At 33.0% G+C, this 26,727-nt stretch carries 22 protein-coding genes; 4 read left to right on the top strand and 18 right to left on the bottom strand.

Annotated features, from left to right (window positions below; all coding sequences use genetic code 11):
* Nucleotides 1–64 precede the first annotated feature (64 nt).
* From HW275_RS08670 to HW275_RS08660, 3 genes are all read left to right on the top strand, one after another.
* On the top strand, nt 65–1,384 hold the full coding sequence (locus HW275_RS08670) for an MATE family efflux transporter (protein WP_178936143.1): 1,320 nt from the start codon (nt 65–67) through the stop codon (nt 1,382–1,384).
* Between the two features lie 83 nt (nt 1,385–1,467).
* Complete coding sequence (locus HW275_RS08665) at nt 1,468–1,782, top strand: helix-turn-helix domain-containing protein (RefSeq protein ID WP_178936142.1); 315 nt, start codon at nt 1,468–1,470, stop codon at nt 1,780–1,782.
* Between the two features lie 80 nt (nt 1,783–1,862).
* Nucleotides 1,863–2,531, top strand: a complete 669-nt coding sequence (locus tag HW275_RS08660) for a hypothetical protein (protein ID WP_178936141.1) — start codon at nt 1,863–1,865, stop codon at nt 2,529–2,531.
* 50 nt (nt 2,532–2,581) lie between these two features.
* Here the strand turns inward: HW275_RS08660 and HW275_RS08655 are convergent, their stop codons facing one another.
* The 6 genes from HW275_RS08655 to HW275_RS08630 all read right to left on the bottom strand — a co-directional run bounded on the left by HW275_RS08655 (nt 2,582) and on the right by HW275_RS08630 (nt 9,190).
* A complete protein-coding gene (locus HW275_RS08655) occupies nt 2,582–3,631 on the bottom strand; it encodes a 2,3-butanediol dehydrogenase (RefSeq protein ID WP_304599213.1) in 1,050 nt (349 codons plus the stop codon).
* Nucleotides 3,632–3,890: 259 nt separating this feature from the next.
* Entirely contained in the window at nt 3,891–4,838 is a 948-nt protein-coding gene (locus HW275_RS08650) for an acetyl-CoA carboxylase carboxyltransferase subunit alpha (RefSeq protein WP_178936140.1), read from the bottom strand.
* A gap of 34 nt (nt 4,839–4,872) precedes the next feature.
* Nucleotides 4,873–5,724, bottom strand: coding sequence for an acetyl-CoA carboxylase, carboxyltransferase subunit beta (accD, locus tag HW275_RS08645; RefSeq protein ID WP_178936139.1), 852 nt, complete (start codon nt 5,722–5,724; stop codon nt 4,873–4,875).
* A 97-nt stretch (nt 5,725–5,821) separates the two neighbouring features.
* Nucleotides 5,822–6,778, bottom strand: coding sequence for an RluA family pseudouridine synthase (locus HW275_RS08640; RefSeq protein ID WP_178936138.1), 957 nt, complete (start codon nt 6,776–6,778; stop codon nt 5,822–5,824).
* Between the two features lie 16 nt (nt 6,779–6,794).
* Nucleotides 6,795–7,898, bottom strand: a complete 1,104-nt coding sequence (gene rodA / locus HW275_RS08635) for a rod shape-determining protein RodA (RefSeq protein WP_178936137.1) — start codon at nt 7,896–7,898, stop codon at nt 6,795–6,797.
* A 128-nt stretch (nt 7,899–8,026) separates the two neighbouring features.
* Nucleotides 8,027–9,190, bottom strand: a complete 1,164-nt coding sequence (locus HW275_RS08630; protein WP_370464350.1) for a M16 family metallopeptidase — start codon at nt 9,188–9,190, stop codon at nt 8,027–8,029.
* Here HW275_RS08630 and HW275_RS12585 point away from each other — a divergent pair.
* Complete coding sequence (locus tag HW275_RS12585; RefSeq protein WP_370464349.1) at nt 9,189–9,272, top strand: hypothetical protein; 84 nt, start codon at nt 9,189–9,191, stop codon at nt 9,270–9,272. The two genes, HW275_RS08630 and HW275_RS12585, sit on opposite strands and share 2 nt — an antisense overlap.
* Before the next feature lie 6 nt (nt 9,273–9,278).
* On the opposite strand, the gene HW275_RS08625 is transcribed toward HW275_RS12585, so the two are convergent.
* The 12 genes from HW275_RS08625 to mutS all read right to left on the bottom strand — a co-directional run bounded on the left by HW275_RS08625 (nt 9,279) and on the right by mutS (nt 26,234).
* The gene (locus HW275_RS08625) at nt 9,279–10,355 is read right to left on the bottom strand and encodes an LptF/LptG family permease (RefSeq protein ID WP_178936135.1); all 1,077 of its coding nucleotides are present in this window, start codon (nt 10,353–10,355) and stop codon (nt 9,279–9,281) included.
* A gap of 13 nt (nt 10,356–10,368) precedes the next feature.
* Nucleotides 10,369–11,466 carry an LptF/LptG family permease gene (locus HW275_RS08620; protein ID WP_178936134.1) on the bottom strand — a complete coding sequence of 366 codons (1,098 nt, stop codon included), beginning with the start codon at nt 11,464–11,466 and terminating at the stop codon, nt 10,369–10,371.
* A gap of 86 nt (nt 11,467–11,552) precedes the next feature.
* Nucleotides 11,553–12,134, bottom strand: a complete 582-nt coding sequence (locus HW275_RS08615) for a CvpA family protein (RefSeq protein WP_178936133.1) — start codon at nt 12,132–12,134, stop codon at nt 11,553–11,555.
* Nucleotides 12,135–12,145: 11 nt separating this feature from the next.
* Entirely contained in the window at nt 12,146–13,240 is a 1,095-nt protein-coding gene (alr, locus tag HW275_RS08610) for an alanine racemase (RefSeq protein WP_178936132.1), read from the bottom strand.
* A gap of 74 nt (nt 13,241–13,314) precedes the next feature.
* Entirely contained in the window at nt 13,315–14,286 is a 972-nt protein-coding gene (secF, locus tag HW275_RS08605; RefSeq protein WP_178936131.1) for a protein translocase subunit SecF, read from the bottom strand.
* A complete protein-coding gene (gene secD / locus HW275_RS08600; RefSeq protein WP_178936130.1) occupies nt 14,276–15,490 on the bottom strand; it encodes a protein translocase subunit SecD in 1,215 nt (404 codons plus the stop codon). The genes secF and secD overlap by 11 nt, the downstream gene beginning before the upstream one ends.
* Before the next feature lie 163 nt (nt 15,491–15,653).
* Nucleotides 15,654–16,070, bottom strand: coding sequence for a Holliday junction resolvase RuvX (ruvX, locus tag HW275_RS08595; protein WP_178936129.1), 417 nt, complete (start codon nt 16,068–16,070; stop codon nt 15,654–15,656).
* A gap of 72 nt (nt 16,071–16,142) precedes the next feature.
* Nucleotides 16,143–18,761: an alanine--tRNA ligase gene (gene alaS / locus HW275_RS08590; protein WP_178936128.1), complete on the bottom strand. Its 2,619-nt coding sequence runs from the start codon at nt 18,759–18,761 to the stop codon at nt 16,143–16,145.
* 49 nt (nt 18,762–18,810) lie between these two features.
* Nucleotides 18,811–19,425 (bottom strand): Type 1 glutamine amidotransferase-like domain-containing protein, encoded by a 615-nt coding sequence (locus tag HW275_RS08585; RefSeq protein WP_370464335.1) that lies wholly within the window; start codon nt 19,423–19,425, stop codon nt 18,811–18,813.
* Between the two features lie 14 nt (nt 19,426–19,439).
* Nucleotides 19,440–20,174, bottom strand: coding sequence for an LPS export ABC transporter ATP-binding protein (gene lptB, locus HW275_RS08580; protein WP_178936126.1), 735 nt, complete (start codon nt 20,172–20,174; stop codon nt 19,440–19,442).
* A gap of 996 nt (nt 20,175–21,170) precedes the next feature.
* Complete coding sequence (locus HW275_RS08575; RefSeq protein ID WP_178936125.1) at nt 21,171–23,519, bottom strand: LptA/OstA family protein; 2,349 nt, start codon at nt 23,517–23,519, stop codon at nt 21,171–21,173.
* A 24-nt stretch (nt 23,520–23,543) separates the two neighbouring features.
* Nucleotides 23,544–26,234 (bottom strand): DNA mismatch repair protein MutS, encoded by a 2,691-nt coding sequence (gene mutS / locus HW275_RS08570; protein WP_178936124.1) that lies wholly within the window; start codon nt 26,232–26,234, stop codon nt 23,544–23,546.
* Nucleotides 26,235–26,727: the final 493 nt, after the last annotated feature.

Genomic DNA, 26,727 nt, shown 5'->3' with positions numbered 1-26,727 from the left:
ATGAAATAAATGTTAAAATATCAATTAACAGGCAGATAAATAAAAACAAGGAGAAAAAATAAAGATGAAAGACTTAACAAAAGGAAACGAATTAAAAACTATAATTTATTTTTCTTTACCAATTTTAATAGGAAATTTATTTCAGCAGATTTATAATATTTCAGACACAATCATTGTGGGAAATTTTTTAGGAAAGGAAAGCCTTGCGGCTGTAGGCTCAAGTTATCAAATTAATGTACTTATAATAGCTGTTTCTATAGGTATTTCATTAGGGACAAGCATTCTAATTTCCCAATATTTTGGTGCAAAAGATATGGAAAATTTGAAAATCACGGCAAATACAGGATTTATTTTTTCCATAGTTTTATCTCTTATTGTTACAACATTAGGTTTTTTACTGTCAAGCAATATCTTAATTTTAATTAATGTCCCACAAAAATTGTTACTGGAGGCAAATATCTATTTAAAAATTATTTTTATTGGAGTTGTTCCAACTTTTGGTTATAACTCCCTCACAAATACGCTAAAAGGCGTAGGTGATTCAAAAACGCCGACTTACATCTTAATTACCGCAGTGATTTTAAATATTATCCTAGATATATTTTTTGTAGCAGTACTAAATTCTGGAGTTGCAGGAGCAGCAATTGCAACTGTTATTTCACAGTTTGTTTCTTTTTTTCTTTGCTTATTTTACATAAAATTTAAATATCCAAATTTAATTTTTCAAAAACATTATTTCAACTTAAATTTTAATATTTTAAAAGAAATACTGATTATTGGAATGCCAGCAATGTTACAGCAAGTTTTAATCAGCCTAGGATTTATTGTCATTCAAATTCTTGTAAATGGATTTGGAACAGACTGTATTGCAGCTTTTATTTCTGCTTCCCGAATTGATTCCTTCGCAGAATTGCCATCCATAAATTTAGGACAGGCGTTGATGACTTTTACAGCCCAAAATTATGGAGCCCAAAAAATAGATAGAATAATTAAAGGTGGAAAAGATAGCCTAATTTTAGGAATCTCATTTTCCATCATAATCTCAATTATTATTTTTATTTTTCCAGCATTCTTTATTTCAATATTTAACCGAAATCCCGAAGTGATTTTTATAGGAAATCAATATTTACGTATAATTTCAGCATTTTACGTAATTTTCTGCACAATGCAAATACTAAATGGATTGCTACTAGGCTATGGAAAATCCTTAGTTCCATTAATAGCCTCCATTACTTCGTTTTGTATGTTTCAAGTACCTCTAGCCATTTTACTTTCCAAAACATCGTTAGGCTACAACGGAATTTGGATTGCCGCACCGATAGGATGGACAGGAGGACTACTAATTCGAGTATGGTATTTTATAAAAATTTCTAAAAAAATATAGAAAAATTAAAAGAATTATAGTAAAATCAAGATTATTTGGTATTTTTTAAAATTTCAAATAATTTCATTGAAAGGAAAATTTATATGGAAGAAAAAATTTACACTTGTCCATTGGAACTAACTCAAAAAATATTATCAAAAAAATGGACAGTCATCATATTATGGCTTTTAAGACACGGAAAAGTCAGAACAAAAGATTTCAAAAATCAAATAAAAGGCAGTAACGAAAAAATGATTATCGAGCATTTAAACTATTTAATCAAAGAAAAACTTATAGAAAAACGGGAATACGATGTTTACCCAAAAAAGACAGAATATATCCTCTCAGAAAAAGGAAAAGATTTATTGCCTATTTTGGAACTTATGCAAAGTTATGGAGAAAAGTATTATGTTAAATAAATTTTTTACTCTCTAAAAAAATACAAAAAAATATGTTAAAATAAACTCACAAACAAAACTACCAAAGGAGTTGATTACCTATGAAAAAACTACTAATTTTTCTATTACTAACACTATCAATCCAGCTATTCTCAGCCAATTACAAAGTTGTCCTAAAAAAAGGCGTTACTTTATCACAGCAGGAAATTGCAAAAAATAACAGTGAAATTGAGATTGCAGCTAAAAGGGATTATGATTCAATTAAACGAGCAGTATCAATTGGGATGAAATCTATAATTTCCAGGATGTTGGATGAACAAATTCAATTACCCGCAATAAGTCAAAAAAATTCTCTTAAATTTCAGAAAAAAATGAACGAATTATATAATGATATGTTTGATTATATAATGGATAAAAACAAAATTGACGTTGAAAAGATAAGATATGTTACAAATGATATTGTTGAAGTAACATTAAATATAAAAACGCCAGATGTAACAACAAATTTACAAAAATATTCAGAATTAATGAATAACAACTTTCTAAACGAAAAAGAAATGAAAAATCTAAATAATTTTTCAGAAGACGAAATCTTTGATAAAATAATAACAAAAATGCTTAGTTCAATGAAACAAGCCTTCCAAAAAACCGATAAGTATGCTTCTATGAAAACAACAATTTATTTAGAAAAAGATAATGGAAAATGGGGAATTGCTGAACTTGATGAAAAACTAAAAAACTTTAGAGAAATATATAAATCTGTAAATTAATAAAAAATTATAAAAGGCTATCCATTTTCAGGTAGCCCTCTTTTTTACAATTATTTAGGTGACACTAAAATCTTAACTTGGCTCTTTTCTTTTACAAGTGCCTCAAATCCTTCATTTACAATGTCTTCTAATTTAATTCTTTTTGTTACTAATAAATCTTTTGAGAAGTATCCCTGTTTCATTAATTCTAGTGTTTTAGGGAATACGTCACGGTATGCAATAACTCCTTTTATTGTTCTTTCCTGAATTACCACTTCGTTAGGCTGAATTGGGGCTTCTGTTTCCCAGATGCTTACAACCATTAATTCTCCGTCTTTTTCAGCGGCTTCCAAAGATTGTTGCAATACAGCGGGTACTCCTGTCACTTCATAAGAAACATTTACTCCGCCATCTGTTTTTTCTTTTATAAATTCAACTGCATTTACTTTTGTAGGATCTACGATTATTGCTCCTAATTTTTTAGCGATTTCCTGTCTTTCAGGCGAAACTTCCACAGCGTAAATTTCTGTTGCTCCAGAAGCTCTCAATGCGTCGATGATAAGAAGCCCGATTGGCCCACAACCAAAGACTGCCGCTGTATCTCCTGTATTGAATTTACTTTGTCTAACTGCGTAAACTGCTACTGCTGCAGGTTCTGTCAATGCTCCCTGTTCGTAGTCAATTTCATCTGGCAATTTATGAGCCTGATCCTCATTTACAACTACAAACTCAGAGAATCCTCCACCTCCGCCAGCAAGTCCAATAAAATTCAAGTTAGGATCTAAGTTATATTTTCCAATCAACCCATTTTTTGCTAAAATTGGTTCAACTGTAACTCTATCTCCAGCTTTAAATTTTGTAATTCCAGTTCCTATTTCTACAACTTCTCCACAAAACTCGTGTCCCATTGTAATTGGAGCTTTTTCATTTGTATATGGATGCGGCTTGTCAGCAGGAATAAAAATTGGCCCTCCTAGATATTCGTGTAAATCACTGCCACAGATTCCTGCATATTTTACTGCAATTTTGATTTGATTTTCTCTCGTGATTTCTGGTACTTCAACTTCTTCCACTCTTACATCTTTTCTATTATGCCATCTTGCAGCTTTCATTGTTGCCATTTCTGCTACCTCCTAAATTAATTATTAATAATATTTTTAAAATTCTTGGTTAATACTTTAATAGTATACCCCATTTTTTCTTAAAATCAATATCTCCTTTTATTTTTTTTCAACTTTTCAGCGAAATTTTTTGAAATCAAATTTAAAGGTTATAGCTGTAATAAAAGCGTTTTAATACTAAACTCATTCAAAATTTAAATAATAAAAAAGGACTATCAATAGTTTATGATAATCCCAAAAATAAATGTTTAAAAATTTTTTATTCCTCAAAGAAATCTCCCATTTTTCTATATTTTTCATATCTTCTCTTTAACAGTTCACGAAGTGAATATTTATCTATTCTCTGAAATTCTTTTACAACTGCTTCTTTCAGGTTTTTGGCTGTTTCTTCAAAGTTTCTATGAGCTCCGCCTAACGGCTCTTTTATAATGTCATCTACTACTCCTAGGCTTTTTAGGCTGATTGCATCCATTTTCAGACTTTTTGCCGCTTCTGCAGCTTTTGTTGAGTCGTTAAACAGGATTGAGGCGCATCCTTCTGGAGAAATAACGGAATATACGCTGTTTTCAAGCATTAAAATTGAGTCTGCCACGCCGATTCCCAAGGCTCCTCCACTTCCACCTTCTCCAATTACAACTGTTACAATTGGCACTCGGAATCCAAACATTTCCGCCAGATTTTTAGCAATGGCTTCTCCTTGTCCCTTTTCTTCGGCTTCTATTCCAGGATATGCTCCAGCCGTATCAATTAATGTTAGAATTGGCAATTTAAACCGCTCTGCCATTCTCATCAGCCTTAATGCCTTTCTATATCCTTCAGGGCTTGCCATGCCAAAGTTTCTGTAAATATTTGACTCAATATCTCTTCCTTTCTGCTGTCCAATTATCATTATCTTATATCCGTCAATTGTCGCAAGTCCACCTACAATGGCATTGTCATCTTTTGAGAGCCTGTCCCCGTGCAGTTCCACAAAATCCTGTGTCAATGCATTTATATAATCCAAAGTGTATGGTCTTTTGGGATTTCTTGAAATTTGAATTCTGTTCCAGGCATCCATTTCATTTTCTTCAAAATCTTTATATTTATTTTCCAAATTTTTTTCCAGTTCCGTTATTTGAGCAGAAAAATCAATACTTCTTTCAGCTGAAAATCTTTTTAACTCGGCTATATTATCTTCCAATTCCTTAATTTCATCTTTTATACTCATAATTTTTATCCTTTCGTTTGAAAAATTTTTAAATTTACACCAATTTTTCCAATACTCTATAAATTGTTGTCTTCAAATCTTTTCTTTCTGAAATTATGTCAATCATTCCGTGTTCCAATAAAAATTCTGCTCTCTGGAACCCTTTTGGCAACTTCTGATTTACAGTCTGCTCAATAACTCTAGGCCCTGCAAAGGCAATCAGCGCATTCGGCTCTGTTATAATTACATCACCAAGCATAGCAAAAGAGGCAGTCACTCCACCAGTAGTAGGATCAACTGGAACCGAGATAAACGGTATTCTTGCTTCATTTAATTTTTTTACCGCTCCTGAAGTTTTTGCCATTTGCATAAGTGACAAAATTCCTTCCTGCATTCTCGCACCGCCAGAACTAGAAACAATTACAACTGGTATTTTCTTTTTAAGCCCCCGTTCCAAAGCCCTCGTAATTCTCTCGCCGACAACAGAACCCATACTTCCGCCCATAAAGTTAAACTCCATTGCCGCAATGCTCACTTCTATTCCATTAATTTTCCCTGTTCCGCTAATTACCCCATCCAGCATTCTGCTTTTTTCACGTGCAACTTCCAATTTTTCTTCATATTGAGGAAAATTTAATACATTTTTAGAATTAAGAGTCATATCCTCCTCCATAAATGTACCTTCATCAATTAAAAGCTCAATCCTCTCAAATGCCGTCAATCTAAAATAAGTCCCACATTTTGGACATATATTTAAATTGTTTTTCAAATCCTCATTATAAATAATTTCGTTACATTGATTACATTTTTTCCACTTGTTATCATCTACAATATCAACTGTCAATTTTGATTTAGATGTTAGCGTTACATATTTATTTTTCGATTTTCTACTTGAAAATAATCCCATTTTATTCACCTCGTGTTTAAAATTAAATAACAGATGTTACAATATTTTATATAATACCTCACTTCTATTAGAAATAACTTTGCTAATTATATACCTTTTAAAAAAATACCTTGTCAAAAATTGAAAACTTGTAATTATCAAAAGAAAGGAAGTAGCAGCAAAGGAAAAATCTGTCACTTCCATCTTTTTTCCCGTACTTTTTATCTCCCACGATAAAAAGCCCTTGATTTGCCAACTGTGCTCTTATCTGATGTTTTCTCCCTGTTATCAGTTCAATATCAAAAAGAGCAATATTTTTATTATTTTTTCCTAATAAATTTAATATTTGCTTTGAATTTTTTAATTTATTAAAATCCAGCTGCTTAAAATGCGTAATGCTTTTTCTTGATTCCTTTGAAACCGGTTTTTCTGAAACTGCCACTTTATTTTCCATCGTTGTCAAATAATTTTCAATCGTAAAATTTTTTAAACTAAAATTCTTATCACTTTCAATCTTATTTTTATTATGGACAATCGCAAAATATTTTTTATGAACCTCATTATCCCGTATCTTCTGAGATATATACCTCAAAAACTTTAAATTTTTACAGCCAATAACAAGCCCTGACGTTTCAAAATCCAGTCTATTTGCAAAATTAATATTTTCACTTGCATAAATTTCCTTAAAAACTTCCGCAAGTCCATATTTATGCCCTGTCCCCTTGTGCATTGGTACTTTTTCTTTTTTATTTACAATAAAAAAATCTTCATTTTCAAAAATAACCATTTTTTTATATTTTTCAAGTTCACTTTTTTGTATTTTAAATTTCCTTACTTTGTCCTTTGCCTTTTCCGTCTGCCCTGAACTTGACTGAAGCAGATTTTTGACAAGAATTTTATCATTTAGCACTAGTCTGTGGCTTTCCTTCGACTTTTTCCCGTTAACTCTTACATCTCCAGCCCTTATTGCTCCAAAAATCCTGCTAAGCGGTTCACCCTTAAAATTTTTTCTCAAATATCTGTCCAGCCGCATCCCTTCCAGCTCAGAATCTACAACAATTTCCTTTTTTTCCAAAAATTTTCTCCTGTTTCTAATTACTATGAATTTTTATGCTTTCTATTATTCCAACCATTATAAATGACGCTAAAAAGGAGCTTCCTCCATAACTCATAAACAAAAGCGGTTTTCCTGTAACAGGTACAAGCCCGATTGTCATTCCCACATTTACAATTACGTGCATAAAGAATACTCCCGAAAATCCATAAAGCATGAGTTTTCCAAAATCGTCCTGTATGATCCGGGCTATCCGCATTATTTCATAAATCAGACCGAAATAAAGAAGCAGCACCAGCGAAGATCCCACAAATCCCAATTCTTCAGATAATACTGAAAAAATAAAATCTGTCTGTGCTTCTGGAAGAAATTCCAATCTACTTTGGCTTCCTTGCAATACTCCTTTCCCCATTATTCCTCCTGCCCCAACAGAAATTTTTGACTGGATTACGTGCCATCCGCTTCCCTTTCTATCAGTTTCAGGATGCAAAAACGTTTCAACACGTGTTCTCTGGTAATCGCTCAGCACAAACCTGTAAACTGGATAAACAGATAGCATAACCACTATCGCTATTATCCAAATCGGCTTCATATTTGCGCCATACAAAAAAATCATAAATAAAAACGCACAAATTGTTATTAATGTTGTTCCCAGATCAGGCTGTATCAAAATTAACAGAATAAGCGGCAATGCAGGTAATATTGCGCCGACAATCTCTGCTAAATTATTAATGCCGCTTTTATATTTTATTACAATCCAATAGGCTATAATTATAATAATGGACACTTTTACAAATTCAGATGGCTGTAACTGAAATGGCCCCAGTGAAATCCATCGCTGTGCCCCTAACGTCTTTTTTCCCGCAAAACGCACAATTAGCAGCAAAGTTGCACCAATTCCATAAATATGCCAAATATATCTTTTTACAATTTTATAGTCAATAGATGCCAAAATAAGCACTAATATTGAACCTACCCCAATCCACAGGATATTTTTTATAACCATTCCATTCTGTCTTGTCGCACTGTAAACAAATACTGTACTGATTGCTACAAGGGCATACACTATTAATAAAATCATCTTATCCATCCGAAAAATACTATTTTTCATCCGTTCAATTAATTTTTGACTTTGAAACATTTTTTTCTCCTAATTTTTATTTTTTATTCAATATACTCAAGCCCCCTCACAGTCAAACTGATAAAAATTAAACAAATCAAGGAGCCAAGCAAAACAGCTGCAACTTCCAAGCTTGCTTTTAAGCAGTCTTACTGTAAGCCAATATTTCCCAGAACCGTAATATTTTCTGTTAAATATTTAGTTTTCGCAAATTCATTCACATCTTCCAGTTTTACTGCATTTACCTGATTTCTTACTTTTTCTGCATCCAGAATTTCATTTTTTCTAATATAGTAATTTCCCAAAATTCCCATTCTTGAACGTGGATTTTCCATTGCAAATGCAATTCTGCTCATATATTTATTTTTTGCCTTCTGAAGTTCAACTTCTGTTACTCCATTTTCCCGTAACTTCTTAAATTCCGAAAGTGTTATTTCTATCGCTTTTTCATAATTTTCCAGATTCGTTCCAATGTATGTCGATGTCAAGCCTCCTGACAAATAGTATTGATTGTATGTGTAAACAGAGTAGGCAAGTCCATTTTTCTCGCGAATTTCCTGAAAAAGCCTTGAACTCATTGAACCGCCAATAACATTTGCTAAAATATCTGTATATATCTTATTTTTACTGTTATAATCTTCACTTTGATGAGAAATACAGATATTAACCTGATTTATCTCCTTTGAAACAGTCTTTTTCCCACTATTGAACGAAAAATCAATTTTTTCATGCCTATTAACCTTTGTATCAGCCAATTTCCCAAAATACTCATTAATTTTCTGTAAAATTTTCTCTTTATCAAAATTTCCAGAAACAACAATCAAAATATTGTCCTTTGTATATCTTTCCTTGTAATATTTTCTGATTTTATCAGCAGTAAAACCTTTCACACTGGCTTCTGTCCCAATAATAGGCTTTCCATACTGCCCATTTATACTGTCTGCATAATTCATTTCAAAAACCAGATCATCCGGCGAGTCCTTATACATCTTGATTTCTTCCACAATTACATCTTTTTCCTTTTCCAGCTCCCTTTCATCAATCGTAGAATTTGTAACAATGTCAAACAAAATATCCACGGATTTTCCTAGAAACTGTGTCAAGGCGTTAATATAAAAAACCGTTTCCTCCTTAGTTGTATGTGCATTCATATTTGCCCCAAGATAGTCAATCTCATCAGAAATTTCAAAATAATTCCTATTAGGAGTCCCTTTAAAGATCATATGCTCCAGCACATGTGAAATACCTTCCTCCGTATCACTTTCATCCCTTGAGCCAGTTTTTACAAATACGCCAACCGAGCAGGTAGAAATGCTTTCAAGTCTGTCAAAAATGACTTCTATTCCGCTATCTGTCTTTATCTTCTCTATCATATCAATCCTTTCTAAATTTTGATATTTATTAATATTCAGAATCCCTAAATAATTTTATTCCAACTATCAAAAATATAATTAACGGAATAAAACAAGCTGCATAAATTGGAACTGTCCCAGTTACTGCCATTGAACGCAAAATCGTGCTGACACCGTAATAGGCATAACCAATTATTACGGACAATCCGATATTTACAGCCGCTCCTCCCCTTACATACCTACTCCCCAGCGAAAGCCCAATTAGGCACATTACGAAAGAAGCCAGTGCAAACGATATTCTGTAATAAAATTCAATTCTCAAATTTAAGGAATCTGCTCCAACTCTTGTAAAATAAACTACTTTTTCACGCAGCTCAGGCATTGTCAGATTTTTGGCCTTGACTGGACTTGCCAGAACATCTTCCATTTTTGCAGTAAACTTAAATTTTTTTGTATCAGCAGGTTTCATTAAATTAGTTTTTTCATCGTACTCCTTTAAGTCCTTAAAAGTCCACTCGTTTGTCTTAGGATTAATTTTTGCAAATGGAGAAGTGTATATTTTACTAATTTGTTTAAATCCCTTTTCAAATTTTAATATTTCGATGTACTCCATTGTTCCAGTTTTTTTATTTGCATATTCACTAAAAAGCACTGTTTTTTTGTCAATTTTTACAAAAATAAATTTTTTCTCCTCCTTGACTGGCTCCTTGTTATCAATTTTTAAAGATTTTAAATTTTCCTTTTTAGTGTTTGATTTTCCTAAAATATCATAATTTAACCAAAATACTCCCATACTTACAAGAAATGAAAAAATCATTGGAAACAGGGCTATTCTTGCGAAACTGATTCCACTTGTCTTCATTGCTGCAACTTCCAATTGCTTTGCCATCTTGCTTATACATAGAAGGCTTCCAAGCAGAACTCCAAGAGGAGCTGTATTTGTTATAATTTCAGGCGTTCCGTATCTCAGATATTTTATGGCATCATGTCCTTTCAGCTTTCCATCCATAATCCATCCTGTAAGACTAATACTTTCAGCTAGCAGAAATATTAGAAAAAACATCATCATTCCCAAAATAAAACTTTTTACATAATTTAGAATTATATATTTATCTAATTTATTCATACTCCTCCTTCCGCTAATTTCCTTTATATTTCTTTATTGAAAAATATATGCACAATATAAATAAAATAAAATTAGGAATCCACATTGCAATGTTTGCAGGCACATTATTTTTTAGCACCATAATTTTTGCATAACTTGCCATTCCTATATAACCAAATATAACGATTAAGCTTATTCCAAAGCTTATTCCTCTTCCGCTTCGTCTATGCCCTACCGAAAGCAATACTCCCAGCCAGCATAAAAACGTACTTGCAAGCGGCCCAATAAGCCTCTGGTAAATTTCCACCTGTGCCTTTAATGCCGTTTCCTTTTCTTCAGGATTTTTTATATTTTGTCTGTAAAATTCTTTTAATTCCTTTATGTTCATTTCCTTACGGCTTTTTTTCACTTCCTGCTTATTCTCCCTGAAAAAAGTAGTAATCGGTATTTCCTGCTCCTGATACTCAGCCGAAACTTGACTGTTACCATCCTTATCAAAGGCATATCCCTTTACTTTCCGTAATCTTATGATTCCTGGATCAAATTTTGCATTTTCTGCAAGAAAGATTATCGGATATTGATTATCTCCACGTTTATTTATAATTAGAAAGTTTTTAGCCGTAGCTTTTTCATTATTTACTTCGTCAATATAAAATCCAAATCCTTTTTCCTCGTTTGTCAAAAATACTTTTTCCTCCGACAGTGAATTTGGCTTTGAAGCTAGAATTTGCTTTGTCTGGGCATTTATATTTTTCAATGCACGCGGATTTACATAAAGCTCAAGTCCAAGCCCAATAAGAGTAAGTATTACTCCAAAAATAAATGCTGGACGAATTATTCTAAACAGCCCTATTCCAGAACCTTCCATCGCAACAATCTCATTTGTTTCAGAAAGCCCTCCATAAACAAGCATTACTCCCAGAAACGCTCCCATCGGAATTGTCTGGACAAGAACACCTGGCATCGCATAAAACAAATAGTCAATTATAGATATAAATGGCAAATCACTTGCAAACAGCCGCTCCATAACTTCCATTACCACATTTAGCATCATGATGAATGTAAATATGCTTATTCCAAACAATGACGGCAATATGAGCGAATTGTAAATATATCTGTCAATTATTTTCATTCTTATCAATTTTCCTTTTTTTATTTTTCCTTTATTCCAAAAACTTTTGAGTCTGATTTAAAATCAGTTTTTAGTAAATTTGTATATTAATTAATGATTTTATTTTTTTCAAATTCATCTGGCTTAAAGTTTTCATAGTTTTTCAATACATCATTAATTACCTGTTTTTCCCGCCTACTTATAACATATCCTTCCACATCGCTTTTTATAAAGTTTGGAAAGGAATCTGCAAATTTTAATGCGTATTTCGTCATAAACTGTATGGAAAAGCTTTTATCTCTTAACTCCCTTATTCTTCTGCTGTTTCCAGAACTTGTAATAATGATTATATACACAATAACTGCAACAAAAAATATCTTCATTATGCCAAACATCATTCCATAAAATTTGTCAAACTTCTTCATTTTTATGCTTTTTAAAAATTTTCCATTACTTATTAAAATAACAGAATAAATAACATATTGGATTACAACCATAATAATAAATATCTTTAATTGATTTTTGTGCTTAATTCTACCCGAGTTTAAAAAAAACTTATAAATATAATTTGTTATAAAAATAATAAAAATAAATTTAAACATATTAAAGAACTCTAAAGAAAATCCCCTTTTATAACCAAGAAGAATAAATATTACTAGCATAATTATAAATCCAATATCCAATATCATTTTTCCTACCTCTATTTTACATAAATTCTAGGCACTCTTTGACTTATTCCGCACATAATTTCATATGAAATCGTATTACACAGATTAGCAACTTCCACAACGCTTATATTTTCTCCAAAAAATTCCACAACATCGCCTTTTTTAGCAATATCCTTCAATTCATCAGGAAGCAAAATTATAAGCTGATCCATACAGACACGCCCTACAATTTCACATTTATGTCCCTTGTAGAAAACATAGCCTTTATTTGACAAATCACGTCTTACCCCGTCAGCATAGCCGATGGAAACAGTTGCGTAAGTTTTCCCGGCCTTTCCTAAATATGTATTCCCATAACTTATAAAACTGTCTTCCTTTAATGTCTTTATATAGCTGATTTTTGCCAGAAGGGACATTACTGGCTTAAATTTATAGGGAGCCGTCTCTTCGTCTGTAACTCCGCCATAAAGTATAATTCCCACTCTTACAAAATCTTCTATGCTGTCCTGAAATTTTAGAGTTCCGAAGCTGTTGTGCAGATGTCTGTATTTTATTGATGGTATCCCACTTGATATTTTTTCACACATTGCTTTAAATTTGCTTTCCTGCGATTTTGTATAGTCTTTGTCGCTGTCTGATGATGAAAAATGCGAGAAAATTCCTATTGGATTAATATGGCTGGAATTTTTAAGAATTTCATTCAGTTTTTCAGCTTCACTTTCCTGAAAGCCTACACGTCCCATTCCAGTATCTATTTTTATAAATACATCCGCAGTTTTCCCTTTTTCTTTCCCAGTTTTTTCCAAATATTCTATTTCCTCAAAATCCGTCACCATAAAATAAATATTTTTATCTGCAATTAAATCCATGTACTCATTTTCCACAGGTCCCAGTATAAGCACCATAATATCATCATGAAGCTCCTTAATTTTAAGCGCCTCATCGCTTGTCGCAACTGCAAAGCTCTTAATTCCTTTTTTTATCAAGGCATCACATATTTCAAGCATCCCATGTCCATAGGCATCTGCCTTTATAACCGCTATTATCTTGTTCTTCAGCACAATTTTTTCAATTTCATCAATATTGCTATATAAATTATTTATGTTTATTTCTGCCCAGCATCGCATTTTTCAATTCACCTTCTAAATTCATCGTTTTATTTGTTTTTTTATATATGTGTTTTCAAATACACCTTTTTCAATTAAACTAAGACTTTATCTCTTTCATCATATCCGTTTACTGTCTTACCAGAACTTTTTATAACATCTTTGGCTTTTGGCTCATTTTTACCTTTTTTCATTATATAAACCAGAGGGCTTGCTAAAAACACTGATGAATAAGTTCCGACAAGCATTCCTACAAACAGAGTCATGCTAAATGTCTTTAATGTGCTTCCACCAAGAATAAGCAGCACAATTACAGAAAACAGCGTAGTTACTGATGTATAAATTGATCTTGTAAATACTTGGTTTATGGATTTTTCTATTACTTCTCCAAACGGCAATGCAGTTTTATTTCTGATTTCCCTGTTCCTTTTAATATTTTCACGAATTCTGTCAAATACGACAATTGTATCGTTAATTGAATATCCTAAAATTGTAAGGATTGCCGCAATAAATGGTGTATTTATCTCATATTTAAGCATCGCAATGACTCCAAAAGCAATGATGACATCATGAACCAGCGCCACAATTCCTGCCACTGCATAAATAAACTCAAATCTTACTGTAATATAAATAATAATTAAAATACTTCCTATTAATAGCGCCTGAATGGCGTTTGCCGTCAATTCCTTCCCAATTACCGCACCTACGGTTTCATTTTTTACAACTTCATATTTTCCAGTTTTTTGACTTAATTTTGACATTATTTTTGTTTTTTGTGCATTGCTCAGCTGTTCAGTTCTTATAATGACTGTGTTATCCGTGTCTGAAAATTGAACTCTTTTCGCTTTCATCTGAGGAATTTCTCCAATTAAACTATTCAATGTGCTGTTTACCGAATTATGATCAATTTTCCCCCCATACTTTAATTGAATTAGTTCCCCACCTTTAAAATCCACTCCTAAATTTAGTTTTATTGAAAATAATGAAATTAATGAAATTACAACCATTGCTGCTGAAATTCCCAAATAAAGTTTTCTATTTTGTATTACTTTTAAATTAATCTTCATTCAAAGCTCCTTTCCAGAACAGATGCTCCCTTTTTATATTAAATGTCTTTATAAGTAATCTTAATATTACTTTTGAAACAAATACTCCTGTAATTACCGTAGCCACTACCCCAAGCGACAATGTTACAGCGAACCCTTTAATTGGCCCAGTTCCAAGAAAAAATAGCACAGCTGCCACAAGCAATGTTGTTATATTTCCATCAATTATCGCAGGAAAGGCATTTTCATATCCCCGTTCCACAGCATCATGCAGCGATTCCCCGAGCCGTAATTCTTCCTTTATTCTTTCATAAGTAATTACATTTGAATCAACTGCCATTCCTAACGTCAAGATAAATCCTGCAATCCCTGGAAGCGTCAAAGCTGCGCCAATACCACTAAGCAGTCCTAAAACTAGAATTCCGTTTATTAAAAGCGCTATGTCTGCAACAATTCCCGGTATCTTATAAATAGCAATCATAAATACTGAAATTACACCTAAGGCAATCAGCCCTGCTATTCCAGTCTGTCTTATCGAATCCACGCCAAGTGTTGCTCCAACTGTCCTATTTTCAACAATTTTAATTTCCACAGGCAATGCTCCTGATTTTAACAGATTTGCAAGATTGTTCGCTTCTTCCATTGAAAATCTTCCAGTTATAATTCCGCTTCCTCCATTAATCTCGCTATTAATTGTAGGAGCTGATTGTTCCTTGTTATCAAGCATTATTGCCAATTGCTTTCCAATATTTTCCCTTGTAATCTTGGCAAAAGTATTTGCTCCTTGTGAATTTAACTCAAAACTTACAGAAGGCATTCCAACCTGATCCCTGGAAACTCCTGCTGATTTTAATGCGGAACCCTCCAATAGAACAGGTCCGTAAGAACCATCCTTATTTTTTATCCTAAATTCCAGCTTTGCTGTCGTACCAATCAGTTCAACAGCCTTTTGAGGATCTTTTATCCCCGCAAGCTCCACTATCAGTTTATCATTTCCGCTAAGCTGAATAACAGGCTCAGCAACTCCAATGCTATTTACCCGTCTTTCAATAATATTTCTAACCTTGCTCATTGTATCAGGCTCAATTTTCCCCTGCGCCTGCAACACAACCGATGTTCCACCACGTAAATCAAGTCCCAGTTTTACTTTATTAAAGTACAAAATAAGGGCTGGAACAAAAATTACCAAAAGTAACCAAACATAATGTGATTTTTTATTCTGCATTTTTCAATCCTTTCTTTTTTATTTTCTATCTAAATTTTTTTCATAAATTTATTCTTTAATTATTTAGATTACTGATTTTTATTTAGTTATTAAAATTTAGTTTTATAAAAAATTTTTAAGCAAAATTTCGTTAAAAGAAATTATTATATAAATAAAAATAATTCTAAGCTAATGTATCTAGATATTTTTGCAAAATGATTGATGCTGCTACCATATCCACAACTTTTCTTCGCTCTTTCCCATTCTTTTTAGAATAATTTTTCAAATAATGTTCTGCTTCTGTCGTCGTATACCTTTCATCCACAAAAATAATCTGAATTCCAGATATTTCTTTTTTCAGATCTTCCACAAATTCTTCAACTTTTTCAACTTGTCTTTTTTTAGTTCCATCCAAACTTTTCGGAAGTCCAACAACGACTTTTTTTGTGCCTTCATCATCCAGTATTTCCTTTATTCTTTCAACGGGATTTGTCTTTGTCCTGTCGATTACTTCGAGAGCAGTCGCTAAAATTCCCAAAGGATCACATTTTGCAACTCCAATTCTGACATCTCCCACATCTAATCCAATAAATTTTTTCATTTTTTATTTCTCATTTCTTAAATATTCCACAGCAATTTTAAAATTCTGCAATTTAAAAATCAAATTTAACTACTATTGCAATTTTTCAGTCACAAACTCAAATGCCTTTTCAACAGCTTCTTTTACAGCACTTCCATTTTTCCCGCCAGCCTGTGCAAAGTCAGGACGTCCTCCACCGTTCCCGCCAGCAACCTGCGCTGCAACTTTTACTATTTCTCCAGCTTTTACTTTTGAAATCAGGTCTTTTGTAACTCCGACTACAAAAATTGCCTTTCCATTGTTATTTGTTCCCAAAATAATGATTCCAGACTGCATTTTTTCTTTTCCCCTGTCTACAATCTCTTTCAGCTCATCAACATTTTTATCTTCAAATGAAGTTTTTAACACTTTTACGTCATTTACTGCTTTAACGTTTTCAAGCATTTCATTAATTTCGTATTTTACAAGTTTTGTCTGCATTTCTTCATGCACTTTCACTGCGGCTCTCATATCTCCAATATATTTTTCTATAATGTCTACGACATTTTTTTCATCTGTTCTGAAAATATCAGATATTTCCTTTATCTTGTCTTCAAGCCTGTTTACATAATTTAAGCTCTTATGTCCAGTTGTGGCTGTAATTCTACGTGTTCCTGAAGCAATCCCGCTTTCAGATTCAATATTGAATAATCCGATTTCTCCAGTCGATTTAACGTGCGTTCCTCCGCAAAGTTCAATGGAATATCCGTCAATTTCAACAACACGGACTATATCTCCGTATTTATCCGAGAAAAGTGCCATTGCTCCTCTTGCTTTTGCATCTTCAATATTTTCATAATTAATTTTTACCTGTAAATTTGATAAAATAATGTCATTTACACCTTTTTCAATTTTTTCAATCATTTCTGGACTAATTGCCTCATAATGTGAAAAGTCAAATCTTAATTTTTCATCATCCACAAGCGATCCAGACTGCTCAACATGTGTTCCAAGATTTTCTCTTAAAACTTTGTGTAAAATATGTGTAGCCGTATGATTTCTCTGAATATCCTTTCTACGATTTACATCAATTTGCATTTTCACTTCCACGCCTACAGCTGGAGCAATTCCCCTTGTGATTTCAACCTGATGAATAAAGACATCGTGTTTTTTAACCACGTTTACAACTCTTCCTTCAAATTCTCCAGAAGTAATAATTCCCGTATCAGCAACTTGCCCTCCAGATTCAGCATAAAACGGCGTTTTGTCAAATATCATCTCATATCCTGAAATTCCTTCACTTTTGGCAATATGTAAAAGCGTGCTTTCTTCCTCAAAATTTTGCAAATATCCAGTAAATTCGGTTTTTCCGTGTTTTTCAAAAAATTCGTCTATAAATTCATCTTTTATCATATCAGAAATTGTTGTTCTGCTGTCCTTTGAACGTTGCACCTGCTCTGCCAGCTTTTTCTCAAATTCTTCTTCCGAGGCTTCAAATCCTTGATTTTCCAAAATCAATTTTGTAAGTTCAAATGGGAATCCAAAAGTGTCGTACAGCTTAAAAGTCAGTTCAGCTGGCAATTCCTTCTGATCTGTTACCTTTAAGTTCTGGATTTCCTCTTCCAGCATTTCAGTTCCATTTTTCAAAGTTGTTGCAAACCTTTCCTCTTCCAGCCTTATAACTTTTTCAATGTATTCCTGTTTTTCAGCCAGTTCTGGATATGCTTCATTCATTGTTTCAAGAACATAAGGCACTAATTTATAGAGAAATATGTCTTCTTTTTCAAAAACCTTCTGTTTTGCGGCACTTCCAGCTCCAAAAGCACGTCTTATAATTTTTCTTAAAATATATCCACGCCCTTCATTTGACGGCAATACTCCATCTCCAATCAAAAATACTGAGGCTCTTACGTGATCGGCAATAATTTTTATTGCTTCCTCATTTTCATTTCCTTGAATTTCAAGTACAGATTTTATCCCTTTTATAATATTTGTAAATAAATCAGTATCAAAGTTGTTATCCTTGTTTTGCACAACAGAAGCAATTCTTTCAAGTCCTGCCCCTGTGTCAATATTCTTTTCTGGAAGTGGCACAAGTGAACCATCTTCAAGTCTGTTCCATTCAGTAAATACCAGATTCCAGATTTCTAAAAATCTATCTCCATCGTCTCCCGGCTTTCTGTCAGCTTCTTCGTTATTTTTCCCCATATTCTGAGTATCGTAATAAATCTCGCTACAAGGCCCGCAAGATCCCACAGGTCCTGCTGCCCACCAGTTATCCTCTTCTCCAAGTTTAACAATTCTTTCTGCCGGCACTCCAATTTCCTTGTTCCAGATCTCATAAGCCTCATCATCTGTTTTATACACAGATACCCAAAGTCTGTCCTCTTCCAATTTCAATACTTTCGTTATATATTCCCAAGACCATTCGATAGCTTCCTTTTTAAAATAATCTCCAAATGAGAAATTACCTAACATTTCAAAAAACGTATGATGTCTAGGCGTTCTCCCAACATTTTCCAAGTCATTAGTCCTGATGCATTTCTGATAAGTGGTAATTCTTTTAAACGGCGCCTCTTTTTCTCCCAGAAAAAACGGCTTAAATGGAACCATCCCCGCTACAGTCAGCAATAAGCTCTTATCATCTGGTATAAGCGACGCACTTTCAAAATGCTTATGCTCCTTCGATTTAAAAAAATCCACAAAACTTTTTCTTATTTCATTTCCTGTCATTATTTATTTGAGATTGTTAAAACAATCCCGCTCCTTTCCTATTGTATCTTTACTTTAATATTGTAAAATTATTATTTTCAACTAATATTGCTTCTTTATTATTAATCAGTTTCAAATCCAATTTATCTTTATATAATTCAACAGTTTTTCTCGAACTTTCCACAAAAGGCTCTTCCTCAAAATGAGGAACTATGTAAAAATCTACTAAATTTAATCCTGCATAATCATCTAATTCTGTTGCTAATGTCTTATCATCAACTATAGAGGCATACTCTATATCAGGAGTAGCTATTACCGAACCTGCCGATTCTCCAATATAAATCAGTCCATCTTCTATTCTTTCTTTCAAATAAGATATTAAATTTTTCTTTTTTAATTCCTGTAATAAATAAAATGTATTTCCACCAGAAATAAAAACTATTTTCGCTTCTGATAATTTCTCTTTTACAATCTCTTCTGAAAAAATAGAAACATCAAAATTTTCCACTTCATAACCAAAATCTTCAAATGCCTTTTGGGTAAGATATATGTATTTTTTATATTCATCCACATTAGTTGCTGTTGGAATAAACAATATTTTCTTACTTTCAGTATTTTTATCTAAAAATTTTTTTACAAGTTCTATACTTTCGTATAAAGACGATGTTAAAATCATATTTTTCAAAAAAATCATCCTCTCTAATCAAGTTTGAAGTTATCCCCTAGATAAACTCTTCTAGCCGTTTCATCATTTGCAATCTGCTGTCCTGTTCCTGCAATCAGAATTGTGCCTTCCGCCATTATATATGCTCTTTCTGTAATTCTCAACGTTTCACGCACGTTATGATCGGTAATTAGTATTCCAAGTCCACGTTCCTTTAGCTGCATTATTATATTCTGGATATCCTCAACTGCAATCGGATCTACTCCCGCAAAAGGTTCATCCAGCAGTATAAAGTCTGGATTTGTAGAAATGGTTCTAGCAATTTCCACACGTCTGCGTTCCCCTCCAGAAAGTGCATATCCCAAGCTTTTTGCAACATGGGATAACTTGAATTCCTCGATTAAATTCTGCATCGTGGCAATTCTTTCTTTTTTGTTCACTCCCCGCATTTCCAGAACCGACACAATATTTTCCTCTACAGTCAAGTTCCTAAAGACAGAGGCCTCCTGCGGCAGATATCCAAGTCCAAGCCTAGCTCTCTTATACATAGGCAAAGTTGTAATTTCCTCTCCATTGTACATTACTCTTCCGTGATTTGGCCTTACAATCCCTGTAATCATATAAAAGGTAGTTGTCTTTCCTGCCCCGTTAGGCCCGAGCAGTCCCACAACTTCGCCCTTTTCCATTGCCAGGCTTACATTTTTTACAACTTCCCTGTTTTTATATATTTTTTTCAAGCTATCGGCTTCTATACTAATTTTTCTAGCCATATCTTCTCCTATTTTAACATTCTCATTCAAATAACCTTACTTTTCACAAGCTGTTACTTCGCTATATTATAAATCATTTTTGCTTTTTTTTCTACTTTTTTTTAAAATTTGCAAATTTCTTCAAATTATTATTTTATCTTTCTATCCATATATTCCACATTCAAATATATTATACAATGTAAAATTACAAAAAATATCATCATAAAAGTATTGAAAAACACTACAATGACTATACCAATTTTTGACGCCAAAAACAACATTTCAATATTCAATCCTTCAAAAATTGGAAATATTTGAATTAAAAAAAGAAACGCTGCCGAAAAATAAAAAAGAAAAAATACAACACCAGGAAATACCAGTTTTAAACGATTTCCTTTCATCAAATGCAAATTATAATCCCAAGATTCCTTTAAATTAAACGGCCTTGCAGAAAATAACGGAATAAAATAAAACATATACAGCCACAAAATTGCCAGCGCTATCAAATATACTGCGAGAAAAACTAAAAGAAATTCATCAAAAAACGCTAATAGATAAGGGAAAAAAGATTCCCCAATATAACTGACTATATAGTATATAAAATATAAAAAGAAAAATTTTGACGCCGGCTGCCCTAATCTTAAATAATTTTTTTCTTCTATTTTGAAAATCACTTTTTGATAAAACAAAAAAAGCGCCAAATAATAACAAAATTTAAAAATTGAAAATAAATTTAACATGGGAGAAAGTGCAGTATTTTGAAAAAGATACACTCCCGTAATTCTGACACAATCTATTAAAAAGAAAAATAATATCCACCACACATCATTCCTGTTCAAAATTAAACTTTTGAAAACAAAAAAACTATATTTTATTTGCTGAAAAATATTTAACTGCTTTTCTGTCAATTTTTCTTGTAATTCTTTCATATTCATACTATTTAATAAGCCCTTTCCTTTTCTAATTTTTTATATTAAAGAAAAGTGAGCATATTTTTACCCACTTTCCCACATTATCTTAAAACTGTTTCTGATAAGAGGCACCGCCGTATCTTAATGTTGCCACATTCCTATCTCCGTTTTTGCTCCATGAAATTGGTACATCTATTGTTCCCCTGCTCACATTTACTCTTACTGATGATGGTAAATTTCCGCCATCTTCTGAAACATAAATATTCTTTGCAGCTCTAACAAGCATTTCGTGCGCTGATTCTGTCGGAACGCTTACGTTAAAGGTTCTTTCGGCTGTGTCCACTCCAGCTTTAGCTATTGCAGTCAAGGTTACGCCTTTTGTTCCTCCACCGTAAAACTGCTTATTGATTCTTCCAGATACTGAAAATAGGCTTGAGTTTGAAGAACGCCATTTTATTGTAACTGGAACTCCATTTGAGGCTGTCATTGATTTTGGCAGGTTAATTCCGCCTCTTGTACTTACTTCCCCTTCTGGAATTGACAATCTGCCTATAACTTCCTGAGTTGCCGCAGCATTTTTAGGATCTGATTTCCCTTGCTCCTCGTTATTCTGGATTTCATATTGCATCTGAATATTTCCTTCATTTTCAAGAATTCTCTTATCCATATCATAAATTGCATTTTTAGACGAAATTTGCGTTTTCCCTTGATAAGTTACTACATTTCCATTTAATTTTATTTTTTTATCCTTCAAGTAAATTTTAGCCTTATCCGCACTTGTGTTAATCGCTCTGAACTGCGGCAATGTACTTACAATTTTTACATTGTTTCTGGCATACCCTTCCTGCTTGTTCATATCCATGTATAGATAATTTGCTGTCATCTTCGTGTTATTTTTAAAGTCAACCATAACCTTGTCCCTTGCAAGAATAAGGTTTCTTCCTGAATCCATTTCATTGTATTGGGAATCAAGCGTAACATCCTTATAAGTCATATGCACATTTTCCTTAATTTCACTCCGTGTAATACTCATATTGCTTCCGTTTTTATGTGAAACAAAATAAACTTTGGCAGTATTTCCAATAAAGTTTACTGCTTCTGATTCCACAAGCGGCCTTGGATCATTCACAAGATCTTTCACATTTCCACGAATTTTACCTTTAACATGTCCGTCAAACCTGAATTCCTTTTTCTCAAAACTTCCACGCCCTGTGTCGGATGTAATTCTATCTCCCTGAACACTCGTCATTTCCATTTTATTTGCAAAAATATCCTTTGAAATTGTGTTCATTGTTCCATTTGCACCATGTACATTGAAGTTTTGCTTTTTCACGTTAAATGGTCCGTTCATTGTGGCGTCTCCAGTTGGGAACACATACACAAGTCCAGTTCCATCCATTTTATAGTCATCATAATTTGCAGTATAATAGTCATTTGTTGTAAGTGTTTCGGTTTTTAAATCATAAACTCCACTTCTATACGTTCCTGTAGTTTTTCTTGGCAGATAGTTGTATGTCCCATTTCCATCACCATTTAATATTCTGGCAATTTCATCGTAGAATACGTGATCTCCTGTTACTATTAAAGTTGGGCTTGTATATTTTACATGTCCTCTTCCGTCAACTTGCTTTTTCTTTACAAAGTATGAAGCGGTATCTGCTGAAATCACGCTGTTTTTACCGGTATAGACAATATTTCCCTGCCCATCTATACGCTCATCCTTCATATAATAGTCAACTTTATTGCCGGTTAGTTTATTTTCAGGATCCGTATAAATTACGTTCCCTTCTGCATTTCCAATTTTATTTATGTCATCATAGCGCATTTTGTCTGCACGCAGTTCCCTTTTTGTCTGCTCTTCCTTGTAAACTGTATGTCCTTCTGCAAATGATACTTTCGTTGGATCATTATAAGTAATTTTATCTGCTGTCAAAGTTTTTTTATCTTTTTTATTATTATAGCTTGCATGCCCAATTGCCACAATTGTTTCAAATTTTGTCGTCGTTTCAACCCTGTCCGCTTCAGAAACTGTGTTGTCAACAGTATTTATCAACTTTGTCCTTACTGGTGAAATTAACGTATCTCCCTGCTTCTTATATTCCACACGTTCTGTGTAAATTTCCCATTTTTTGTCCTTCGTTGTCCCAACAACTTTTTTCATTAATGTAACATCAGATGTCTTGGTATTAACTTCCCCTTCTTTCCCAGAGATTATCATCTGCTTCTTTATCAAATCCACAATTACATTCTTGAATCTGATAACTTCATCTCCCTCAGATCCAATCTGCTCATCCGCATAAATAATCGCATCGTCCTTTAATCTGTACACAACTTTTTTTGCTTTCATATCCTTTTGCATCTGTTCCAGCGGTGTCGGAATTTTTTTAAAGAATACCGCATATATGAAATATATAAGTATTAATACAAGTCCTCCATAAGCTATTTTTTTCCACATCGTTTTTCTCCTATTTTACCAATTTTAATTTCCTTTTTTCATATTTTCCTTCAGTTCAAACAAAAATTTCATCGCATCCATCGGCGTAACATTATTCACATCATAATCTTCTATTTTATTCACAATTTCTTGCAAATTTTCCTTCTCTTCCTCAATTTGCGCTAATTTTTCCTCATAAAACTGATTATTTTCAGCATTTTCAAAATTATTTACAGTTTCATTTTCAAATTCTTCAAAATCACTCTCATCCGCAAATTCCAAATTTTCTCCAAAAAGCGAAAGCTGGTGAACATCCACAGTTTTTTCAATCAGCTCCTTTTTCTGCTCCAGCCGTTTCAGTATTTTCTTGCTTTCAACCAATATTTCCTTAGGAAGTCCAGCCAGTTTTGCCACTTCAATACCATACGACTTATCAGCCCCACCTTTTACAATATTCCGTAAAAACATCACTTTTCCCTGCTTTTCATCCACTTCTATCCGATAATTTACAATATGTGCAAATTTATTTTCCAAATCAGTAAGCTCGTGATAATGTGTTGCAAAAACTGTCTTAGCACCGATTTTATCATGAATATACATTGAAATGGCAGTCGCTATGGAAACTCCATCGGTTGTGGAAGTTCCACGTCCAACTTCATCCAGTATTATCAAGCTTTTCTCAGTTGCATTATTCAGAATGTTGGAAACCTCGCTCATTTCCACCATAAACGTACTCTGCCCAGTCAAAATATCATCAGAAGCCCCAATTCGTGTCAAATATTTATCTATAATCGACAAACTCGCCTTTCTGGCAGGCACGAACGAACCAATCTGAGCCATTATGGAAATTAATGCGATTTGCTTCATATACGTTGATTTTCCCGACATATTAGGCCCTGTCAGCACAACAAAGCTTGCCTTTTCAGTAAAAACTGTATCATTTGAAACATAATCCGTCCTTCCAATCAGTTTTTCCACAACTGGATGCCTTCCACCCTCAATTTCAAAGGAATATTCCTCATTGATTTCAGGCTTTGCATAATCATTTTCAATGGCACTTACAGCAAAAGATACCATTACATCAATGTATGCCAGTCTTTCCGCAAGTTCTGACAAAATTTTCCGATGTTCCTTGATTTTCCCACTAATTTCCTTAAACAAATGGTACTCCAAATCTTCGATTTTCGCTTTGGAATTTATTATTGTGTCCTCATATTTTTTCAGCTCAGGCGTAATATACCGCTCTGAATTTGAAAGCGTCTGCTTTCTTATATAATGCTCCGGCACCATATCCAGATTTGCTTTTGTAATTTCGATAAAATAGCCAAAAACCTTGTTAAACTTTATTTTTATATTTCGGATTCCAGTCGCTTCCCTTTCACGCTGTTCAATATCCAGCAAAAAGTCCTTCCCAGAATTCATGATATTTCTAATTTCATCCAGTTCCGCATTGTATCCAGATTTTATAATTCCACCTTCACGTACTGAAAATGGTGCATCTTCATTTATACTGTCGTCAATTATTTTATAACACTCAAACAAAATATTTGCATCAATATCCTTAAAAAAATCAGTATTTCTCAAAATTTTCATTATTTCAACAGCAGATTTTATCGTTTTTTTCAATGCTGTCAAATCTTTTCCATTTTCACTTCCAAAGATTATTTTCCCCAAAAGCCGCTCTAAATCGTAAATATCCTCAAGTTTTTCCCTCAAATCCTCACGAATCAAGATATTATCAATAAAATACTGTACATCTTCCTGTCTTTTCCGTATTTTTTCAATATTTAAAAGCGGATTATTTATAAATCTTTTTAAAAGTCGTGTTCCCATCGAAGTTTTACATTCGTCCAGCACCCACAAAAGCGAGCCATAAACAGTTTTTTCCCTCTGATTTTTCAAAAGTTCCAAGTTTCTGCTTGTAATCGCATTTATTTCAGCATAATTGGAAATATTCACAAACTCAATCTTCTCCACAGTCAGCTCATGCTCAACCTGCATAGTAGCCGCATAATCAAGTGCAATGGCTGCAGCTCCAATTATCGCCTTTTTATCCTTAATTCCATAACTTTCCAGCGACACAATCTCAAAATAATCCATAAGATACTTTGCACTATCCCGAACCTTATTTACAAAAGTTACAACCGAATCATTCTTTTGTAAAAAATCATCTAACTTTTCCTTTATTTCCCCGTAAAAATCCTCTGTAACAAGCACTTCCTTAGGCTCAATCTTATTAATCTCATTAAATAATTTTACAAAATCATCATCCTTTTCAATTTCCGTTACCTTAAACTCCCCAGTCGTTATATCAATATACGCAATTCCAAGTTTATTCTCAATTTTCAAAATACTCATCAAGTAATTATTGCTCTTGGCATCAAGTGCTTCCACATCCACAACCGTTCCAGGCGTTATAATCTTCACAACTTCTCGTTTTACAATTCCCTTTGCCATCTTCGGATCTTCTGTCTGTTCACAAATCGCAACCTTATACCCTTTTGAAACAAGTTTTGTAATATAGGAATCTGCCGAATGAAACGGAACCCCCGCAAGCGGTACATCTGCATTTTTTTCCTTATTTCTTGAAGTCAATGTGAGCCCCAGTTCTTTTGAAGCCTTCACCGCATCCTCAAAAAACATCTCATAAAAATCACCTAATCTAAAAAACAATATAGAATCCTCAAAATTTGATTTTATCTCCTTATATTGCTTCATAAGCGGTGTATCTGCCATCGTTATTTTACCTCTGTTCTCTTTATTTTTTCGTTTTTAAATTTTATCATAGTTTATTTTCTTTTTCAATTTTTTAAAAAATTAATAAAAATTTTTTCTTTTCCATTTTTATATCAATTTTTTTATTTAATAATTATTGTTATTTACACACTTTATAATCTTTTTTTAACGCAGAGGTATCAAACGCCATACCTCTGCACTCCCGCTCTCGAATTTTAATTTTACAGCAAAAGACAAAACTCGCTTTTAATAAAAGTTGTTTTAATTTCATGAAGTTGTTCTCAATTCAAATAAAATAGAAAAGCTCAAACAAGTTGTCTTTTACCGAAAAATTAAAATCTCGGAAATTTATAATAAATATTTTTTCTTTAACAAAATAAATTTTTTATTTTAAAAACCGACGGAGCTTTTATTTGTTCAACTACGACTGTTTGACGACTGAAAGGAGGAGTTTCGGAGTTGGGCAAATAAAAGTCGTAGTCTAGCCATAGGT

Origin of the sequence: Leptotrichia sp. oral taxon 223, assembly GCF_013394795.1 — a bacterium.
Taxonomy (GTDB): Bacteria; Fusobacteriota; Fusobacteriia; order Fusobacteriales; family Leptotrichiaceae; genus Leptotrichia.
Note: the sequence above shows the minus strand (reverse complement) of the source record. Positions and strands in the feature narration are given on the sequence as shown.

Bases quoted from the DNA above. Each gene is read 5' to 3' on its own strand.
- HW275_RS08670 (WP_178936143.1), top strand. From the start codon at position 65: ATGAAAGACTTAACAAAAGGAAACGAATTAAAAACTATAATTTATTTT.
- HW275_RS08665 (WP_178936142.1), top strand. From the start codon at position 1,468: ATGGAAGAAAAAATTTACACTTGTCCATTGGAACTAACTCAAAAAATA.
- HW275_RS08660 (WP_178936141.1), top strand. From the start codon at position 1,863: ATGAAAAAACTACTAATTTTTCTATTACTAACACTATCAATCCAGCTA.
- HW275_RS08655 (WP_304599213.1), bottom strand. From the start codon at position 3,631: ATGGCAACAATGAAAGCTGCAAGATGGCATAATAGAAAAGATGTAAGA.
- HW275_RS08650 (WP_178936140.1), bottom strand. From the start codon at position 4,838: ATGAGTATAAAAGATGAAATTAAGGAATTGGAAGATAATATAGCCGAG.
- accD (WP_178936139.1), bottom strand. From the start codon at position 5,724: ATGGGATTATTTTCAAGTAGAAAATCGAAAAATAAATATGTAACGCTA.
- rodA (WP_178936137.1), bottom strand. From the start codon at position 7,898: ATGTTTCAAAGTCAAAAATTAATTGAACGGATGAAAAATAGTATTTTT.
- HW275_RS12585 (WP_370464349.1), top strand. From the start codon at position 9,189: ATGCTTTCAAGTCTGTCAAAAATGACTTCTATTCCGCTATCTGTCTTT.
- HW275_RS08625 (WP_178936135.1), bottom strand. From the start codon at position 10,355: ATGAATAAATTAGATAAATATATAATTCTAAATTATGTAAAAAGTTTT.
- HW275_RS08620 (WP_178936134.1), bottom strand. From the start codon at position 11,466: ATGAAAATAATTGACAGATATATTTACAATTCGCTCATATTGCCGTCA.
- HW275_RS08615 (WP_178936133.1), bottom strand. From the start codon at position 12,134: ATGATATTGGATATTGGATTTATAATTATGCTAGTAATATTTATTCTT.
- alr (WP_178936132.1), bottom strand. From the start codon at position 13,240: ATGCGATGCTGGGCAGAAATAAACATAAATAATTTATATAGCAATATT.
- secF (WP_178936131.1), bottom strand. From the start codon at position 14,286: ATGAAGATTAATTTAAAAGTAATACAAAATAGAAAACTTTATTTGGGA.
- secD (WP_178936130.1), bottom strand. From the start codon at position 15,490: ATGCAGAATAAAAAATCACATTATGTTTGGTTACTTTTGGTAATTTTT.
- ruvX (WP_178936129.1), bottom strand. From the start codon at position 16,070: ATGAAAAAATTTATTGGATTAGATGTGGGAGATGTCAGAATTGGAGTT.
- alaS (WP_178936128.1), bottom strand. From the start codon at position 18,761: ATGACAGGAAATGAAATAAGAAAAAGTTTTGTGGATTTTTTTAAATCG.
- lptB (WP_178936126.1), bottom strand. From the start codon at position 20,174: ATGGCTAGAAAAATTAGTATAGAAGCCGATAGCTTGAAAAAAATATAT.
- HW275_RS08575 (WP_178936125.1), bottom strand. From the start codon at position 23,519: ATGTGGAAAAAAATAGCTTATGGAGGACTTGTATTAATACTTATATAT.
- mutS (WP_178936124.1), bottom strand. From the start codon at position 26,234: ATGGCAGATACACCGCTTATGAAGCAATATAAGGAGATAAAATCAAAT.